Here is a 17,583-nt window from a genome sequence, read left to right as displayed (position 1 = left end):
AAAAGGAGAGTTGAGATGAAGCAAGGATATTATTCGCTTGTTCTTCATGCCCATTTGCCATATGTACGACATGAAGAAGATCATCGGCTAGAGCAAAACTGGCTGTTTGAAGCAATGACGGAATCGTATATTCCACTCATTGATGCCATTGACCGTGCAAATGTATCTCAAGCCATTACCATTTCTCTCTCACCTCCATTAATGGAAATGCTTGCAGATCCACTATTAAAAAAACGATATTCTCACTACTTAAAAAATGTAGAACGACTATTAAAAAAAGAGATGCGATTTCAAAAACAACATGAAGTTCCAGATCATATCCTGACGTTCTATAAAAATAGATATAATTTCATCAGGGAGTTCTTAAAAAAATGGCGAGGTAATCTACTTGAGGCATTTCGAGATTTAAATAGTCGAGAGTTAATTACATGTATCACCTCATCTGCAACACATACGTTTCTTCCATATCTCTTAACAGAAGAGGGAGTACGACTTCAAATCCAAGAAGGTATTAAGTGTTTTGAAAAACACTTTCAATTTCGTCCTCGTGGGTTTTGGGTTCCAGAGTGTGCATTTAATGAAACGGTGGACAAGGTACTGGCTGAAGAAGGTATTCGATATACCTTTGTTGATGAGCATGCGATCTTAACAGCGGACCCTATTCCGCAGAAGGGTAGTGGAGCCCCTGTATACAGTAAGCATGGTGTGGCACTCTTCCCGAGAAATACATCTTTATCTGCACAAGTATGGAGTTCAACGGACGGCTACCCTGGTGATGAGTGGTACAGAGAGTTTTATCGAGATATCGCCTATGATCGAGATTGGTCATACATAAAACCTCATATGCATCCAGAGGAGATCCGAATTGACAGCGGGCTCAAGTTTAATCGAATAACCGGAGCCGTCGAAAATAAGGAACTTTATCATCCGCAAGTAGCAGACCAACGGGCACAAGAACACGCCAGACATTTTATCCAGGCAATTAAGGAGCAAATCGAGCAATTTGGTGAACAGTGTTTTCCACCTTATCTAATGATGACTCCTTTTGATGCTGAATTATTTGGTCATTGGTGGTTTGAAGGACCTAAATGGCTTGAGTACGTACTTAATGATTCAACTAACAATGTACTTTGCATTACACCAGAGTCATTCTTAGAGAATCATCAATTGGATCTAGAATCTGTTTCCGTATCCTTTACAACATGGGGCAGAGAAGGATATGGCAGTGTCTGGTTAAATGAACGGAATTCTTGGGTTTACCCGGTCTTTCAGAGAATGGAAGATACCTTACGTACACTGTCTTCTCGTTATAAAGATGATGCTACTGATTTTGAGAAGCGGGTTTTAATCCAACTCATGCGTGATTGGATGTTAGCTACGAGTAGTGATTGGGCATTTATTATCGACGGAGATACAACCTCTCAGTATGCTGTCTCGCGTTTGCGCGAACATGAGCAACGATTTGATCAGTTACTAACCGATTTTATAGCAGGAACATTAACCCCGACCGAGCTTAATAAAATGGAACAATTCTACCCTTTTTTAATGGATTTAAAAGGGGAGGCATTTATAAAGTCAAACGATCCTAACAACACTTTACCTGTGAGACAGCAAGAGCATCATCCTGTGATTCTAATGTTGAGTTGGGAATACCCCCCTGTCATTGCTGCGGGCTTTCTATTCATGTATCCCATTTAGCTCATGAGTTAGCCAAAAAATCGTATGAAGTCCATGTCTTAACAAGTTATGTCGATGGCCTTCCATCTCATCAAGAAGAGAATGGGGTTCATGTTCATCGGGTTCAGGGCCTTAATCCTCATGCAGCTAGTTTTAACGATTGGATTGGCGGTTTGAATTTTGCGATGGTTAAAGCAGGGGAAGAATTAGCAAAAACACAAAAGATAGACCTTATTCACGCACACGATTGGTTAGTCAGTGTAGCTGCGATTGGTTTAAAGCAAAAGCTTCAACTGCCTCTACTTGCAACGATTCATGCAACTGAGAGTGGGCGGATAAATGGAAGTCTAAACAGCAGGCAAGAGATGATTCGTTTAAAAGAAGAACGATTAATGCATGAAGCGAAACAAATTATTGTTTGTAGTCAGTCGATGAAAAGAGAGTTAACTCATGATTATCGCATGTCTAAAAACAAAATTTCGATTATTCCGAATGCTTCAAGAGTTTCCCAAAGTACCAATAGTGACTCATTAAGCCAAACACAAATAAACTCGATTTATTGTTTTGGTCGATTAGTTCCTGAAAAAGGTTTTCAAATTTTGCTGCAAGCTCTCCATCTATTAAAAGACCGCAACAAAAGCGTACACGTGACCATTGCGGGAGAAGGGCCTTATAAAGAGAGTCTCGAACGAATGGCAAAAGAGTTAGATGTTTCAAACAGAGTTTCATTTGTTGGCTTTTTGGAACCAGAAGAATGTCTGAGGCAATTAGAAAAAGCGGATATCGTGGTTATACCAAGCCTCTATGAACCATTTGGTTTAGCTGCATTAGAAGCGATGAGTTCAGCAAAAGCAGTGATTGCTTCAAAGGTAGGAGGCTTAGTGGAATTAGTCACACATAATCAAACAGGCTTACTTGTAGAACCTGGAGATGCTCGTGACTTGGCAACGCAACTAGAGCGACTAGTAGACAATTCGGATGAAGTGAAAAAGCTTGGTCAGGAGGCAGCTACCCACGTTTTTGAAACATACAGCTTGGAGAAAACAGCGCAACTCACAATCGAACAAATGAATCGAATGATAAAAGAACGAACCGTTTCTATAAATTAAATTGAGAAAAAAAGGAGAGATACATCATGAACCCTATTCGATCGGAGCATTTTTTGTGGACAGAAGAAAAAAGACTTTTATCGCGAATTCCATTTTCCAAACAAACGGTACGTTCAACTTTTAGCATTGATAGACAACTGAAAATTGGTTCAAATCGACAGACAATGCTTACTCATAAGGAAGATCTCACAGCTCCAAAAACAAGACTTGGTATTTGGACGGAGCTTGGAACATCTTGGTTCTCAGCAAGTGAATGGGATTTGTTCCCTGGCTATTATCAAAAAAATTCATTACTTGTTAGTCATGCGTATCATCGTCAAATGCATTTGTTGATTACTGCATTTGACCGACCTAACCGATTGAACAATGGATTTATTCGTACATTAACGATTAAGAATCAATCTGAATCTAGTCTGTCGTTTAAACTACTTTTACATCAGCAATCATTGATGCCAGATTCTGATGATCACATGACTTTTTATGTGCCTGAAGAGCGTGCACTTATCCATCATCAACAACATTTAAGTACATTAGTTGCGGCACGCTTTGATGATGATATTCATATTCGTTATGAAGCTGGTTCATTTGAACGAAACTGGAATGAGTTGCAGGGCACGATATTATTCTCTCCATTAGCGGCGGGTTCAGCAGAGAGTATGATTGTGATTGACCTTAACTTGAAGCCGAATCAGGAGTTAAAGGGGACAATGTGGGTAGTCCATAATCAAAGTCTTGCAGAGCTTGAAGAAGCCCATAATGTAGTCCAAAATGAGCTAACCAATTAAAAAGCATGTTCTGTAAAGAAAAAACACTTGATTAGTTCCCTGTGATTTGCTATCATAATCAAGTATGAAAGTTAGGAATGTTTGGAGGGATAAATTTATGCGTGTACAAGTTACTCTTGCTTGCACGGAAACTGGTGATCGTACGTACATCACTTCTAAAAACAAGCGAACAAACCCTGAACGTATTGAGCTTAAAAAGTATAGCCCGCGCCTTAAGCGCCACACACTTCACCGCGAGACAAAATAAGCAGGCGATTTTCGCCGCTTATTTTTTTTTGGACTCTAGAAGGAAAGAGGGCATGGTAATCAATGAAAATGGAAAAGCGTCTGATCCGCGAAACGGTTTTAAATGAACTTACTTTACTTACACCTACTACCTATCGAATTCAATCAGAACGTATCGCCGAACAGTTATACCAGCAGTCTTATTGGCAAAAAGCCAAAACTGTTGCGTTAACAGTTTCGAGATTTCCTGAAGTTGATACTGAGCCAATGATTGCTAAAGCGTGGGAAGAAGGAAAAAAAGTTGCGCTTCCTCGGATAAATACACAGACTAAACAAATGGAATTTTTTATAATAGAAACGTATCAGCAGTTAGAAGAAACTGTGTTTAAATTAAAGGAACCTATTCCTAGCCAATCGACTCTGCAATCAGCTAATGATATTGATCTTATGATTGTGCCTGGCGTTGCTTTTACCAAACAAGGTTATAGACTTGGACTTGGCGGAGGTTACTATGACCGTTATTTACCAAAATTCAAAGGGATCACCGTCTCACTGCTTTTTTCTGCTCAATTAGTTGATACTATACCTCTAGAAGAGCATGATCACATAATTGATTACCTTCTATCTCAAGGGGTAGGATTAAATGAATGTCCTGTTATACATAGGTGTTATTTTTCTAGCCATCATTGCTTACAGATTGAGGAAGCTTACAAAATCAGGAGCTGTGACTGCTGTTGGAGTTGGTTTTGCGATTACACTCGGTATGGGTCTTAGTGGTTTAGTTGTTTTAGCGGTATTTTTTATAAGTTCTTCTGCGTTGAGCTCTATTTTCCGAAAAAAGGCGGAAACGTCGATTGAAGTGAAGGGTAGTCAACGTGATGCATGGCAGGTATTAGCGAATGGTGGAGCAGCCGCTGTTATTGCTTTATTACATGCCGTACATCCATCCGCGATTTATCAAGCGGCTTTTATTGCAAGTCTTGCAGCAGCAAACTCCGATACATGGGCATCTGAAATTGGTAAGCTTAGCAAATCGAGACCTTTTCATGTTTTAAGCTTTAAACGAGTCTTGCCTGGAACCTCTGGTGCTGTGACTCTTTTAGGGACTTTTGCAGCATTAGCAGGCAGTACTATCATTGCTGCTAGTGCGTTGTTATTTGACTGGCAGGCATTTGTTTGGCAATTGCCTTTAATCTGTGGGATTATAGTGGCAGGATTTGTAGGAAATATGGCAGACACCATTTTTGGAGCAACGATACAGGTAACATTTACATGTGTTAATTGTGGAGCAACAACCGAACAACATATGCATTGCCAAGAGCCAACCATTCATAAAAATGGATTACTTTGGGTAACCAATGATACGGTTAACGCATTGTGTACCATAATGGGAGCTATTACGGGTGCAGGGTTTGCTTATATGATATTGTAAGGTGGAGTGAGGCAATTGGATAATATCAATGAACGGTATTCAAGGCAAATGCTATTTTCAGGAATTGGGAACGAAGGTCAATTAAAGTTAGCTGAAGCTTCTATTTTGATAGTTGGAATGGGAGCACTTGGTACAGCGATTGCAAACCATCTTGTTCGAGCTGGTATAGGGCGCGTCAGGATTGTTGATCGAGATTATGTGGAAATGAGTAACTTGCAAAGACAGATGCTGTATGATGAAGAGGATGTCCGCGATCATCTTCCAAAGGCTGAGGCTGCAAAATATAAACTCGAAAAAATAAATTCTACTATCCAAATTGAGTCGATTGTAGCGGATGTGAATCCAACTAATGTGATGGAATTACTGGATGACATAGATGTTGTTCTTGATGGCACTGACAATTTTCAAACACGTTTTCTGATGAATGACGCGTGCTTTAAACTGGGCATTCCTTTTGCATACGGTGGTGTAGTTGGAGCAACTGGATTAACGAGTTTGTTTATTCCTGGAGAGACGGCTTGCTTATCATGTTTAATAGGCTCTAATGCCTCGTCAGGAGCTACTTGTGATACGGTTGGAGTTATTAGTCCTGTTGTAGATATTGTTGCCTCTATGCAATGTGTAGAGGTCTTAAAGTACTTAACAGGAAATCATGGTTCGCTCCGCCATGCTTTATTATCAATTGATGTCTGGCATAATAGGCAGCACCAAGTTTCCATTACAAAACCGAAAGCAACTTGTCCAACGTGTCAGAAGGGTGAGTTTAACCATTTAAACAAATCAACGGACGAGGCCACAATGATGTGTGGAAGAGAAACCGTTCAGATTAATCGAGGTATGCCATTTGAACTTGATGAATGGAGTGAACGTTTAACACCTTTAGCCACTGAAGTGAAAAAAACACCGTTTCTTATTCGAGTGCAACTGCATGAGGGTGAAAGATTAGTCCTATTTCCTGATGGCCGTGTTCTTGTTCAAGGAACAGAGGAAATTAGCAGAGCGAAAAGTCTATTTAGTCGATACATTGGTAACTAATACATTCAAATTAAATGGATAAAAACTAGGCTTTTTTCACAACGTAACGGAAAAGGAGGGGATTTCTATCCGTAATCTTCTAACAGCCGTTGCATTAGTTGTGGGCATTTATGTCATGATCAAGTACAGATACCGGATGGTTAACAGTATTTTTAAGTATCAGCTTCTTCGTAGAGTGGCTGTTCATCTTGCGCTTAAAATTCCTTTTATCCGTGATAAGTTATCTGGAGTGGTATTTCAAAAAGAACAAGTACCTTCAATGGAATAAGACGTGTAGTCCGGTTATGAGTTAATAAAGCTCGTAGATACCGGACTTCTTTTTTTGAACAGGTGTTATTGCTATTAAGTAAAGTTAGAATCTTGTTATACTTTAGTACATAAAGGGTTAGGATTCTGACTGGGGAGTGCGGTTATGAACGTGAGAAAACATGATGCTTATTTTTGGAGACTCGTCTATACATTAGTCATAAAACGGCAATATCGGGTATTGTCTTTGCAAACGGATGAAGTGTGGCTAACAGATGGGAAGTCCAAAAAAATAATAAGGCTTGGTCCGAACAGATCTTGATTGGGCTAACCAGTTAAAACAAAATATAGATTTGACCTTTCGTAAACTTGATCCACTTAGAGCGCAATTAAAGTGGAGAAGTATGGATGTTGATAATGTTTACGTAGCTGTGCTTCCTCCGGTTGATGATTGGCAATATGTACTGAACAAGCCGGTTCAACATACAAATGGCAAGATACAGATGCGTACATTTTTGTTAGAAGAAAATCAACTAAAGCAAGCCGAGCTATTGCAAGGTGAGTTAGCGGGTTATCAATTACCTGAGGATTTAGAAACGCTATCCGATGAAGAATATGAAGAACAAATATCCGGTTACAAACAAGCAGTTAGACAGACATTGCAAGACAAGCAAAAGGAAGAGCACAAAACATTTACTCGAGGCAAACCAATTGTATCGTATGTGATGCTTACAGCGATTATTTTGATGTATATCTGGATGGAGTATGTAGTAGGTGGAAGTACCTCAACCATTCATTTGATTGAATGGGGGGCAAAATATAATCCACTCATTGTTGATGGCGAGTGGTGGCGTCTATTTACGTCAATGTTTTTGCATGTTGGCTTCTTACATTTGTTTATGAATTCACTAGCTCTCTATTTTTTAGGGACGTTGGTCGAACGAATTTATGGTTCAGTTCGTTTTATTGTAGTATATATTGTGGCTGGACTAACGGGTTCACTCGCTAGTTTTGCGTTTATGGATGCTGTTTCTGCGGGTGCTTCGGGAGCCATTTTTGGTTGTTTTGGGGCATTACTCTATTTTGGAGTAATTCATCGTGAACTCTTTTTTCGTACGATGGGTTCAAATGTCATCCTAATCCTTGTCATTAATCTGGTATTTGGTTTTATGGTTCAAGGAATTGATATGGGGGCACATCTTGGTGGATTAGCAGGTGGTTTCTTAGCGGCTGCAGTCGTTGGGCTTCCTGAACAAAAAGGGTACTGGAAGCGATATGCTGCACTTTTTGCAGTTGTAATTGGTGCGAGTATTTTGTGGCAGGTTGGCATGAACCAGGATTCTTATCAAGCAGAAACAGATCTACAGATTGCTGCAGAACGAATTGAACAAGGCCAGCTGCAAGAGGCTATTCCATATCTTGAACGCGCTATGGAAAATGACACGGAACTTCCTGAAGTGCCGTTTTACTTGGCTTATATTTATTTAAATGAAGAACGAAATGCAGAAGCGATTCCTCTACTTGAAGAGGCAATTGACATTCGGCCAGAATTTCATGAGGCACTTTACAATCTTGCTCTTGCATATGCTATGGAGGGTGAGGAAGATAGAGCCCGAACATATGTCGATCGAGCAATTGAATTGCAGCCAGATGAACAGTTATATCTTGATTTAAAAGATCAGCTCGACGGGAATCAATAGTTTTCACTCCACCTTATACATGTTTGCAGCTGAATCTGCAAATAATGTGTAAGGATAGGGGTGATGGGATGGAACGGACAGGCACAAAAGTTTCAACTGATTTCCAAGAGAACCTAGCTTATCTAAAAAAAGAACTTGCTGTAGATGAAAGCTTTGACTTGATTTGTCTTGAGCTAAAGCATGGTGGACGAAAGATGGCTCTGTTTCTTGTAGATGGATTTGGCAAAGATGCCGCGATTACCGAGATTCAAAAGCAGCTTCGTTATTTGGATAAAGATGAGCTCGTGGAGCATGAATTTGAAGCGTATTTAAGTGAGCAGGTTATTCCTTATGTGGAGCTTTCAAAGGCTACGGATCTAGATCAAGTCATTGATGAAGTGCTTGCTTGGTCCGTGTGCATTGATTGTTGAAGGTCTGAGTCACGTTATTATAATGGATACTCGTGAATATCCAGTTCGTTCACCGGAAGAACCGGATACTGAACAAGTCATCAGAGGTTCAAAAGACGGATTTGTTGAAACCATTGTTATGAATGCAGCCCTCATTAGGAGGCGAGTAAGGGATCGGACTTTACGAGTTAAATATGTGAAGGTCGGTCGTCGCTCAAAATCGGATCTTGCTATCATTTATATTGAAGATATTGCTGATTCATCGTACGTCGAACATATTCATACCGCCCTACAAAATATCAAAACAGATGGGCTTCCCATGGCAGACAAATCTATTGAGGAATTTGTATTTGGGCAGCACTATAACCCATATCCCCTTGTTAGGTATACGGAACGTCCAGATGTGAGCGCAACTCATTTATATGAAGGGCATCTGCTCGTATTAGTTGACGGCTCACCAAGTGCAGTGATTACGCCGATTACCTTTTGGCATCACTTACAACACGCTGAAGAGTACCGACAAAAGCCAATTGTTGGTGCCGTACAGCGTATTGTAAGATTTGCTGCTGTGTGGGCTTCATTGTTTCTATTGCCATTGTGGTACCTTCTGGCTGTTCATCCTGATATGCTTCCTGCTGCACTTTCATTTGTAGGTGCAGAAACAACGGGTCAAATACCCTTAATTGTTCAATTTCTAATAGCGGAGATGGGTATCGAGATGCTAAGAATGGCATCTATACACACGCCGACAGCACTTGCAACAGCACTTGGCTTAGTTGCTGCTTTGTTGATTGGACAAGTGGCAATCGACGTTGGTCTTTTTTCGCCAGAAGTTGTCTTATATCTATCTATGGCGGCAATTGGAACGTTTGCGACACCAAGCTATGAGCTTAGTCTGGCAAATCGGATCATACGTGTTGTGTTTTTACTGATAGCTGCTCTATTTGGAGCGGGTGGTTACATAGTAGGCATTACGTTGTGGTTGATGCTTTTGAGCAGTATGTCCGTCATGAACGTTCCGTACTTATGGCCACTTATACCATTTGATTATCGTGCGATGCGAGATGTTTTATTACGCGCACCTATGCCACTAAAAAACAGACGCCCAACGGTTTTACATCCAAAAGACCCTGATCGTTAATCCTTGTTAAATGCAGCCATGTCTTTTTCATATAATGTATCCTCAACAAAAACAGAGTTGATTGCAGGAGAAAGAGCATGGTGCGCATCCGCAAGCACTAGGCCAACTGGAATCGATTCCGTTGGTGTCACAATTGTGAAGGGTACATTTGCTTTTGTAGCAAGCTTTGTATAACGAGAATAGAACTGATAAGAAAGATGTCCATTTATATAAAGGTGGAGGTCTTTTTTTGTGTTGATAATGGTTGAAACTTGATCATAAACACTTCCAGATACAACTTGTTTTACGGTTAAAGCTACATAAACTCTTTCTAATATTGTGGAAAGGAATAGCTTACGTTCCTGTGGTCTAATTTCAGGCTTTCCGTAGATTGCTTCTTCTAAAATGTCATTAACTTTTTTCATGTTGTTTCGCCTCCGTTGAGATTGATTGTCCTGTTTTCATCGTTGTCTTCATAAACATACCATATACATCTGTACTTTGTGAAAGGAGACACATAGTTATGTTGATATTTTTAACGATCTTTTTATTTGTATTTTCTATTGGTTTTGCTATTGGAAGTTTACTGGCTTGTCCAAGAGTTCTACCTCCTTTTATGCAATTACTCATTCTGACGGGATTATTTTTATTTTTCTCCTATGCAGGTATGTTTATCGGAGTTGTGTTCCCTCCATTTATAAGTTTTGGATTCGTTGATTTTTTTCTCGCTATTTGTTGTATATTAGTTGTCATATCAATCATCACTCGGTTTCATCCTATTTATGGTTTTTTCCCACCTCATGAGAAAGTCATCGTGTTTTTATTTTGTACCTTGTTTTTTTTAATTGGATTTCAGTGGGGCATTATTGGCTTTAGGACATTTTTTACGCTGTGTATGACGGTTGTATTTTTTGTTGCCATGGTTAGTGGACTTATTATTCAGATACAGATTCGTCAAAAGCTGTGGCGCTTTGCATATATTTCTTTTATTCCGTTAGTTTGGCTACTATTCGTTACCCTCTTTAAGCTGTTATAATAGAGTCGAGGTGGCTTATGAACACTTATTATGATTTGTTACAGCAAATCAAACAGTATGGAACGTTTATTTATACAGGAAATCGAGAATATGATCTTGCTTTGCTAATGGAGGAGGTAAGGTCGCTTAAATCAAACGGCTTGTTTTCTGCAAAAGAATATAGCCAAGCGATGGCCATTATTCTTAAAGAAAAAAACCAATTAAACTAGGGGGATGACTGTGAGTAGAGAGAAGTGGCTAGCGGGAATTGATATTGGTGGAACAACCATTAAGCTTGCATTTTTAACAGAGGCTGGTGAAGTGAAAACGAAGTGGGAAATTCCAACTGCTATTAACGAGGGTGGTACAAAGGTAGTGAAAGATATCGGTCAGACAATCCATGAAAAGTTATCTGAGCTTGGACAAGAATCAGATACTGTGATTGCTGCTGGAGTTGGAGCACCTGGCTTCTTAGAGATTGAGACGGGTTTTGTTTATGAAGCGATTAATTTAGGCTTGGAAAGACTTTGCTTTAAAAGATGAATTAGAACACGAGCTAGGGGTATCTGTTTCGGTTGATAATGATGCGAATATCGCTGCGCTTGGAGAGATGTGGCTAGGTGCAGGTGATGGTGCACAGGACGTTCTATTTATTACGCTTGGCACAGGTGTAGGTGGTGGAGTGATTGCCAATGGCCAAATTTTGCATGGAGCAAATGGCATGGCAGGAGAGCTCGGTCATATTACATCCGTTCCTGAAGGTGGTAGGCAGTGTAATTGTGGGAAGACGGGTTGTTTAGAGACGGTTTCTTCAGCAACAGGCATTGTTCAACTTGCTAGTGACTTATTACCTGAATATCCAGATAGTACACTTTTACCTCTTCACAATGACGGAAAGCTTACAGCTCGTGATGTGATCGTTGCAGCAGAAGATGACGATACATGTGCAAAAGCAGTCGTAGCGAAAAGTATGTTTTATCTAGGGTTTGCTTTAGCCAATTTAGCAAATACTTTAAACCCAAGTCGAATTGTTATTGGTGGGGGTGTATCTAAGGGTGGGCAAACCTTACTTGATCCATTAAATGATACATATTCTAAATTTGTCTTAAAACGAGTAAAAGAAGCGGCCGATATTAAAATTGCCGAGCTAGGAAATGATGCGGGTATTGTTGGTGCCGCATGGATTGCCAAAGAGGCTAAACGGAAAGCATAGACATTTATTACACATAAGATATAAAAGATAAGGTTATCGCAAAATAAAGGAGAACTGTACGAATATGGAGTATCGCATTGAACGAGATTTATTAGGTGAGAAAGAAGTTCCAAAAACCGCTTATTATGGAATTCAATCTATGAGAGCAAAAGAGAACTTTCCTATTACGGGTTACCCGCCACATCCAGAATTGATACGTGCGTTTGGGTATGTAAAAAAAGCAGCAGCTATGGCGAACCGAGATGTAGGCGTGCTTCAACCTAAGATAGCAGAAGCCATTATCCAGGCATCTGATGAAATTATTGATGGACAATGGGTGGATCAATTTATTGTAGACTCCATTCAAGGTGGTGCGGGTACTTCTTTTAACATGAATGCCAATGAAGTCATTGCTAATCGGGCCATTGAAATCTTAGGAGGAGAGAAAGGTGAATACTTGAGAGTGAGCCCAAATACTCATGTTAATATGGCTCAATCTACCAATGACGCCTTTCCAACAGCTATACACATCGCTAGTTTGCATCTTGCCCATCAATTACAGGACTCACTATCCCGTTTAATTCAAGCGATGGAAACAAAGGAAAAAGAATTTGATTCGGTGTTGAAAATGGGAAGAACTCATTTACAGGATGCGGTTCCGATTCGTTTAGGACAAGAATTTGGCGCATATAAACGAGTGCTGATGAGGGACTTAGATCGTATCAAACGATCTGTAGGTCACTTGTATGAAGTTAACATGGGGGCAACAGCTGTTGGTACTGGATTAAATGCACTTCCAGAGTATATTGAAAAAGTCTCGAAATATCTTGCAGAAATTACAGGTCATCCTTTTAGTCAGGCTGAGAACTTAGTGGATGCTACTCAAAATACAGATGCTTATACAGAAGTTTCAAGTGCACTTAAAATCCTTGCGATTAACCTATCGAAAATGGCAAACGATATTCGATTAATGAGCTCAGGACCACGTACTGGCTTCAACGAAATTAATCTTCCACCAAGACAGCCAGGATCATCAATTATGCCTGGAAAAGTGAATCCTGTGATGTGTGAGGTTATTAACCAGTTATCTTTTCAAGTGATTGGAAATGACCATACGATTAGTTTAGCATCGGAAGCTTGGCAGCTAGAATTAAATGTAATGGAGCCTGTTTTAGTCTTTAATCTACTGCAATCTCTATCCGTCTTGAATAATGGAATGCGAGTATTTAGAGAATTTGCAGTCGAGGGCATTACAGCAAATGTGGAAAGATGCTTAGGTTTAGTTGAGGGTAGTGTTGGAATCGTAACAGCTATTAATCCTCATGTTGGCTATGAGGTTGCGACTCGAATTGCAAAAGAAGCCATTCAAACGGGTCGACCGGTAAGAGAAATTTGTTTTGAAAGAGGAATTCTCTCAGAAGAAGAACTGAATGAAATTCTGAATCCAAAAGAAATGACTAATCCAGGTATTGCTGGGTCTAGGTTTATCTCCATGTAGTTTTGCGCAAGCTGAAGGGACATTACATGTCACCTTCAGCTTTTTTTCATTTGTGCCGAAAAATCAGTTGAGGGAAAGAAAGCTGACATGTCATAATAAGCATAGAGATAGATAAAAGGTGGCCAATTCATGAAAAAGGTATGTGCCGGTTTAGTGTTGTTCGTTTTGGTAACTGGCTGTCAAGGGGATGCTGATTCTACTGATTTGGCAAATAGCTCGGTAAAAGGGGAAAAGTTTCATCCAATTGAGCCTAAAGAACAAGGGGATTTAGAAGTGATAGGATGGTTTGATAATCAAACCATACTGTATCTTCTTTCAGGAGAAGACTCGTTTGAGATGTATAGGCACGACATTTTTACAGGGGATGATGAGCTTTTATATTCTGATGACCAAAGCTTTCATCGTTTAGATGCAAATTACAATCATACACGATTTGCGCTACAAACGTTAAACGATCAAGATCAAGCCGAACTAATTATTCTAAATGCAAATGGTGAGGTGAGTAGCACACCAACACTTGAAGCAGATGATTACTCGATTTATTGGAGTCCGTATGATGAAGCTGAATTTATGGCTGTCGCTTTTTTACCTGATTGGAAACAAGAGGTATATCATATTCAGTTGGATCCGTTATCGATTGATAAAACAGGCATTCAGAGTAGCTATTTGCAATGGTCTTCTCCGGATTCTGTATCTTATTTAAACTGGAGTATGATTCCGTCTATTGAAGCCCCATTAAAACAATATGAACTAAGTTCATCCAAAATTACTGATGGTTATGGTTCGGGACTTTTCTAACCATGCGAATTTGTATCAAGATCGGTCTGTTTTAGTGAAATACAAGGAAATTCATGCAAATGAAATTCTCTACGAATTCACGGATGGAATGAAAAAGCTAGGTTCATTAACCATTCCAAGCTTTAAATACATTTTCGGAACAATGGTGGATTACATCATATGCCTTTGATGGATTACATGACATTTTCTATTATTTACGACCTCAATATTCAGCTGATTATGTATCCTATAAGGATGGGTTTGAACTGCTTGCCTATGACCTAAATGACGATTCATATACAAATTTAGGGCATGTGGATCATCAAGAGCCGCTTGTTTTATCTGATGATGGTAAATGGATCTTAACTGGCTCTAATAAACAAAAGCTCATGAATACCAATGATGGCTCCGTTTTCAAGCTATACTAGCATATGACTTTGCAAGAGAACGGTTTTCTGTCATACTGAAAGTAGAATTATATATAGACTAGGGGTGCCATTTTGTGGCTGAGAATCAGGAGATCTTCCTTTTACCCTCGTACCTGATCTGGATTATCCAGCGTAGGAAAGTCGACTAACTAAGCTTATTAACTTTGTAGCCGTACTCCTAACGCAGGAGTACGGCTTTTTGACGATATTAGGAGGATTATACATGAAGGAATTTCGGTTATATGCAATAACAGGGGAAGAATTTCACCCCGGAAAAGAGTTAGTGAATGTGATGGAACAAGCAATTCTTGGAGGAGTTGACATCGTTCAGCTTAGAGATAAAAAAAGCAGCAAAATAGACGTTCTTAAAAAAGCTAGGAAGCTTCGTGAAGTGACCAAAAAACATGGTGTTACGTTTATCGTAAATGATCATATTGACGTGGCTCTTGCCGTAGGTGCTGATGGAATTCATGTTGGACAAGACGATCTTCCTCTGGATGAAGTAAGAAGAATTGTTGGTCCAGATATGGTCATTGGAATCTCAACTCATCAAATAGATGAGGCTATACAAGCTGAAAAGGGAGGAGCCGATTATATCGGTGTCGGTCCAATATTCCCGACAAATAGCAAGGAAGACGTAGTTGATCCAGTTACAACCTCGTATATTCAACAAATTGAAGCGGAAATTAGCATTCCATATGTAGCAATTGGTGGGATCAAACGACATAATCTTAAACAAGTGATGGACGCCGGTGCTAAACGAGTTTGTATGATCACGGAGATTGTAGAAGCTGATGACGTAAAGGCACGCTGTGAAGAGATTATTAACCTGATGGAGGAGGCGACGACATGACCGTTCAAGTTAATGGACAACAGGTCTCACTTGAGGTTCAGACTCTTGAAGAGCTAGTTGATCATTATCAATTAGATCACGAGCTTGTTGTTACAGAAGTAGATGGTGCGATTATTGCTAAAGAGGAACGATCATCTACAAAGATTGCTGATGGTATGAAGATTGAATTGGTTCATTTTGTAGGAGGCGGTTAATGTGAAGCATGATTCGTTAGTTATTGCAGGCAGAGAGTTTTCGTCGAGGTTTTTTTTAGGAACAGGTAGATATCCGAACCCTTTTGTACAAAACGAGGCGATTAAAGCGGCGGGAGCTGAGATTTTAACGTTTGCCATTCGTCGAGTGAATCTGGAGAGTCCAGGTGAGGATGCGATTCTGCAGCATTTGGATTCTACGGCTTTTACGTATCTGCCGAATACGTCTGGAGCAAGTAATGCAGAAGAGGCTGTAAGAATTGCAAGACTCGCCAAAGCCTCTGGAATTAGTGATTGGATAAAAGTAGAGATTAGTGCAAACGAAAAAACATTACTGCCAGATCCAATTGAAACACTAAAAGCTACAGAGATTCTTGTAAAAGAAGGGTTCACGGTGTTACCGTACACATCAGATGATCCTGTTTTGGCAAAACGACTTGAAGAGGCAGGGGCAGCTGCGGTGATGCCAGGTGGATCGCCAATAGGTACAGGTCTTGGTATTTTGAATCCATATAATATTGGTTTAATTGTCGAGGAAGCAAATGTACCAATTATTGTAGATGCTGGCCTAGGTGCAGCAAGTGATGTGACACAGGCGATGGAGCTTGGTGTGGACGGTGTTCTGATGAATACACCAGTAGCAAAAGCAAAGGATCCTGTAAGAATGGCACAAGCAATGAAGCTGGCAATAGAAGCTGGACGCCTGGCTTATAAGGCTGGACGAATTCCTAAAAAACCGTACGCAACAGCAAGCAGTCAACTAGAATCATTTATCGTTAAATAGAGAGTGTGTGAGTTATATGGCAGATCGTATGATCGTTCTTGGAGGCGGGGTAATTGGACTCGCCACTGCTTTTGAATTACGTCAACGTGGACTAGAAGTGGCTGTTCTAGAAATTAAATCATTTGGTGGGCAGGCTTCTGGGGCAGCTGCGGGGATGCTCGCACCTTATTCCGAAATCGGAGAGGACCCGGATGATTTCTTTCGCCTTTGTTTATCAAGTTTGCGGCTATTTCCTAAGTGGCAGGCTGATGTAAAAAAAGCTTCAGGTCTTGAATTTGAGTATACCGAATCAGGAAGTCTTCATTGTGTGTACCATGAGGCTGACCTTTTATCCTTATCCTCTCGTCAAGGATGGCAAAAGGAATTTGGTGTAGAAGCTACTATACTAAATCAATCAGCTACCCAAAAACTTGAACCTGAGTTATCTGGTGAAGTGATTGGTGCGATTCACTATCCAGAAGAAAGTCATGTCTATGCACCGGATTATGTAAAAGCGCTAGAAAAAGCATGCGAAAGATCTGGCGTGGAACTTTACGATCATTTAGAGCATATTAAGCTTGAAGAATGGGAATCAGGTATTCGCTTAACATCTAAAAGTGGACAAGAATTTGAAGCAGATCAACTCGTTATCTCTTCTGGGGCATGGGCAAAAGAATACGAAGATGTCTTCTCTTTAAACTTTCCAATTTACCCAATTCGGGGACAGATTTGTGCCTATCAACTTGTGCCAGAACGAATCAAGCATATTCTTTATTCGAGCCAAGGCTATCTTGTCTCAAAAGCTGATGGAACACTTGTGAATGGTGCCTCTGAAGATATTGCTGGATTCGAAACAACAGTAACGGAAAAAGGCATTAATCGATTAACAAACTGGAATCATCATATGCTACCTTTTCTACAAGAACTTAAACCATTTCATCAATGGGCAGGTTTGCGTCCAGCTACTCAAGATGGGTACCCGTTAATTGGTAGGCTACAGCAAGCAAATCGAGTTATCTTTTATCCTGGACACTACCGCAATGGCATTCTGCTAAGTGCAGCTACTGCTAAAGCAGTGGCAGATCTAGCTGTACGTCAACTGCCTTTCATTTCATTAGATCGTTTTGAACCAGAACGTTTTTCATAAA

The 17,583-nt window shown here is 40.1% G+C and carries 19 protein-coding genes, 2 pseudogenes and 1 riboswitch; of the genes and pseudogenes, 20 read left to right on the top strand and 1 reads right to left on the bottom strand.

Going from position 1 to position 17,583, the window contains the following annotated elements:
• Window positions 1-15: 15 nt before the first annotated feature.
• The 10 genes and pseudogenes from NDM98_RS21885 to NDM98_RS21840 all read left to right on the top strand — a co-directional run bounded on the left by NDM98_RS21885 (window position 16) and on the right by NDM98_RS21840 (window position 9,739).
• Window positions 16-1,698, top strand: coding sequence for a glycoside hydrolase family 57 protein (locus NDM98_RS21885; RefSeq protein WP_251611604.1), 1,683 nt, complete (start codon window positions 16-18; stop codon window positions 1,696-1,698).
• Complete coding sequence (locus NDM98_RS21880) at window positions 1,644-2,786, top strand: glycosyltransferase family 4 protein (RefSeq protein WP_251611603.1); 1,143 nt, start codon at window positions 1,644-1,646, stop codon at window positions 2,784-2,786. The genes NDM98_RS21885 and NDM98_RS21880 overlap by 55 nt, the downstream gene beginning before the upstream one ends.
• Window positions 2,787-2,812: 26 nt before the next feature.
• Entirely contained in the window at window positions 2,813-3,571 is a 759-nt protein-coding gene (locus NDM98_RS21875; RefSeq protein ID WP_251611602.1) for a hypothetical protein, read from the top strand.
• A 97-nt stretch (window positions 3,572-3,668) separates the two neighbouring features.
• On the top strand, window positions 3,669-3,818 hold the full coding sequence (gene rpmG, locus NDM98_RS21870; protein ID WP_054712094.1) for a 50S ribosomal protein L33: 150 nt from the start codon (window positions 3,669-3,671) through the stop codon (window positions 3,816-3,818).
• 62 nt (window positions 3,819-3,880) lie between these two features.
• Window positions 3,881-4,570 carry a 5-formyltetrahydrofolate cyclo-ligase gene (locus NDM98_RS21865; RefSeq protein WP_251611601.1) on the top strand — a complete coding sequence of 230 codons (690 nt, stop codon included), beginning with the start codon at window positions 3,881-3,883 and terminating at the stop codon, window positions 4,568-4,570.
• Window positions 4,494-5,228: a DUF92 domain-containing protein gene (locus NDM98_RS21860; protein ID WP_251611667.1), complete on the top strand. Its 735-nt coding sequence runs from the start codon at window positions 4,494-4,496 to the stop codon at window positions 5,226-5,228. The genes NDM98_RS21865 and NDM98_RS21860 overlap by 77 nt, the downstream gene beginning before the upstream one ends.
• 15 nt (window positions 5,229-5,243) lie before the next feature.
• The gene (locus NDM98_RS21855; RefSeq protein ID WP_251611600.1) at window positions 5,244-6,263 is read left to right on the top strand and encodes a ThiF family adenylyltransferase; all 1,020 of its coding nucleotides are present in this window, start codon (window positions 5,244-5,246) and stop codon (window positions 6,261-6,263) included.
• 61 nt (window positions 6,264-6,324) lie between these two features.
• Window positions 6,325-6,531 carry a protein YqgO gene (yqgO, locus tag NDM98_RS21850; protein ID WP_506324409.1) on the top strand — a complete coding sequence of 69 codons (207 nt, stop codon included), beginning with the start codon at window positions 6,325-6,327 and terminating at the stop codon, window positions 6,529-6,531.
• Between the two features lie 382 nt (window positions 6,532-6,913).
• On the top strand, window positions 6,914-8,209 hold the full coding sequence (locus NDM98_RS21845) for a rhomboid family intramembrane serine protease (RefSeq protein ID WP_251611598.1): 1,296 nt from the start codon (window positions 6,914-6,916) through the stop codon (window positions 8,207-8,209).
• Window positions 8,210-8,277: 68 nt separating this feature from the next.
• Window positions 8,278-9,739, top strand: a pseudogene (locus NDM98_RS21840) (spore germination protein).
• Here NDM98_RS21840 and NDM98_RS21835 read toward each other — a convergent pair.
• Entirely contained in the window at window positions 9,736-10,143 is a 408-nt protein-coding gene (locus tag NDM98_RS21835; RefSeq protein ID WP_251611597.1) for a YueI family protein, read from the bottom strand. The pseudogene NDM98_RS21840 and the gene NDM98_RS21835 sit on opposite strands and share 4 nt — an antisense overlap.
• A 98-nt stretch (window positions 10,144-10,241) precedes the next feature.
• Between NDM98_RS21835 and NDM98_RS21830 the strand changes: the two genes are divergently transcribed.
• From NDM98_RS21830 to thiO, 10 genes and pseudogenes are all read left to right on the top strand, one after another.
• A complete protein-coding gene (locus NDM98_RS21830) occupies window positions 10,242-10,754 on the top strand; it encodes a hypothetical protein (RefSeq protein WP_251611596.1) in 513 nt (170 codons plus the stop codon).
• Window positions 10,755-10,771: 17 nt separating this feature from the next.
• A complete protein-coding gene (locus tag NDM98_RS21825) occupies window positions 10,772-10,963 on the top strand; it encodes a YqgQ family protein (RefSeq protein ID WP_251611595.1) in 192 nt (63 codons plus the stop codon).
• Window positions 10,964-10,967: 4 nt separating this feature from the next.
• Window positions 10,968-11,946, top strand: a pseudogene (locus NDM98_RS21820) (ROK family glucokinase).
• 64 nt (window positions 11,947-12,010) lie between these two features.
• A complete protein-coding gene (gene aspA / locus NDM98_RS21815) occupies window positions 12,011-13,423 on the top strand; it encodes an aspartate ammonia-lyase (protein ID WP_251611594.1) in 1,413 nt (470 codons plus the stop codon).
• Between the two features lie 129 nt (window positions 13,424-13,552).
• Window positions 13,553-14,221, top strand: coding sequence for a YqgU-like beta propeller domain-containing protein (locus NDM98_RS21810; RefSeq protein WP_251611593.1), 669 nt, complete (start codon window positions 13,553-13,555; stop codon window positions 14,219-14,221).
• 149 nt (window positions 14,222-14,370) lie between these two features.
• Window positions 14,371-14,628: a YqgU-like beta propeller domain-containing protein gene (locus NDM98_RS24785; protein WP_373370439.1), complete on the top strand. Its 258-nt coding sequence runs from the start codon at window positions 14,371-14,373 to the stop codon at window positions 14,626-14,628.
• A gap of 50 nt (window positions 14,629-14,678) precedes the next feature.
• Window positions 14,679-14,784: riboswitch (TPP riboswitch) on the top strand.
• Window positions 14,785-14,851: 67 nt separating this feature from the next.
• A complete protein-coding gene (gene thiE, locus NDM98_RS21805; RefSeq protein ID WP_251611592.1) occupies window positions 14,852-15,481 on the top strand; it encodes a thiamine phosphate synthase in 630 nt (209 codons plus the stop codon).
• On the top strand, window positions 15,478-15,675 hold the full coding sequence (thiS, locus tag NDM98_RS21800) for a sulfur carrier protein ThiS (protein WP_251611591.1): 198 nt from the start codon (window positions 15,478-15,480) through the stop codon (window positions 15,673-15,675). Before thiE ends, thiS begins: the two co-directional genes overlap by 4 nt.
• A 1-nt stretch (window position 15,676) precedes the next feature.
• Window positions 15,677-16,456 (top strand): thiazole synthase, encoded by a 780-nt coding sequence (locus NDM98_RS21795; protein WP_251611590.1) that lies wholly within the window; start codon window positions 15,677-15,679, stop codon window positions 16,454-16,456.
• Between the two features lie 16 nt (window positions 16,457-16,472).
• Complete coding sequence (gene thiO / locus NDM98_RS21790; RefSeq protein ID WP_251611589.1) at window positions 16,473-17,582, top strand: glycine oxidase ThiO; 1,110 nt, start codon at window positions 16,473-16,475, stop codon at window positions 17,580-17,582.
• Window position 17,583 lies beyond the last annotated feature (1 nt).

This window comes from Alkalicoccobacillus plakortidis, from assembly GCF_023703085.1.
GTDB lineage: Bacteria > Bacillota > Bacilli > Bacillales > Bacillaceae_D > Alkalicoccobacillus > Alkalicoccobacillus plakortidis.
Note: the sequence above shows the minus strand (reverse complement) of the source record. Positions and strands in the feature narration are given on the sequence as shown.